We start from the raw sequence: 1,028 nt of genomic DNA, 5'->3' as shown, positions 1-1,028 counted from the left end.
CCCATGACCATTGCTGTCGGACGCGCCCCAGAAAGAGGGCTGTTTGATGCTCTCGATGACTGGCTCAAAAGAGACCGTTTCGTCTTCATCGGTTGGTCTGGTTTACTACTCTTCCCCTGCGCCTTCATGGCCCTAGGTGGATGGTTAACCGGCACCACCTTCGTCACCTCCTGGTACACCCACGGGTTAGCCAGTTCCTACCTGGAAGGCGGCAACTTCCTGACTGTAGCCGTCTCCACCCCCGCCGATGCCTTCGGTCACTCCATCCTCTTTCTCTGGGGACCGGAAGCCCAAGGTAACTTCACCCGTTGGTGTCAAATCGGCGGTTTATGGCCCTTTGTCGCCCTCCACGGTGCTTTCGGCTTGATTGGCTTCATGCTACGTCAGTTTGAAATCGCCCGTTTAGTCGGCATTCGTCCCTACAACGCCCTCGCCTTCTCTGGCCCGATTGCGGTGTTCGTCAGTGTCTTCCTGATGTACCCCCTCGGTCAGTCTAGCTGGTTCTTTGCCCCTAGCTTCGGCGTGGCTGGTATCTTCCGTTTCATTCTCTTCTTCCAAGGCTTCCACAACTGGACTCTCAACCCCTTCCACATGATGGGTGTAGCTGGTATCCTCGGTGGTGCGCTTCTCTGTGCTATTCACGGAGCGACGGTAGAAAATACCCTGTTTGAAGACGGTGAAGGTTCCAACACTTTCCGGGCTTTTGAACCCACCCAAGCGGAAGAAACCTACTCCATGGTCACTGCGAACCGTTTCTGGTCGCAAATCTTCGGCATCGCTTTCTCCAACAAACGTTGGTTACACTTCTTCATGCTCTTTGTCCCCGTGACTGGTTTATGGATGAGTGCTGTGGGTGTGGTGGGATTAGCGCTTAACCTACGGGCCTATGACTTCGTTTCTCAGGAATTGAGAGCGGCGGAAGACCCGGAATTTGAAACCTTCTACACTAAAAATATTCTGCTTAACGAAGGTCTGAGAGCTTGGATGGCTCCCCAAGACCAACCCCACGAAAACTTTATCTTCCCTGA

Annotated in this window: 1 protein-coding gene; it reads left to right on the top strand. The window is 53.6% G+C overall.

Translation table 11 applies throughout. The annotated features are described in order from the left end of the window. Positions 1-3 precede the first annotated feature (3 nt). On the top strand, positions 4-1,028 hold a 1,025-nt coding region (gene psbD / locus O9290_RS06070; RefSeq protein WP_043996166.1), incomplete at its 3' end, for a photosystem II D2 protein (photosystem q(a) protein).

Origin of the sequence: Microcystis sp. LE19-41.2A, from assembly GCF_027530405.1 — a bacterium.
Lineage (GTDB): Bacteria > Cyanobacteriota > Cyanobacteriia > Cyanobacteriales > Microcystaceae > Microcystis > Microcystis aeruginosa.
The sequence above is the reverse complement of the archived record's forward strand: the minus strand, read 5'-3'. Positions and strand labels throughout refer to the sequence as shown.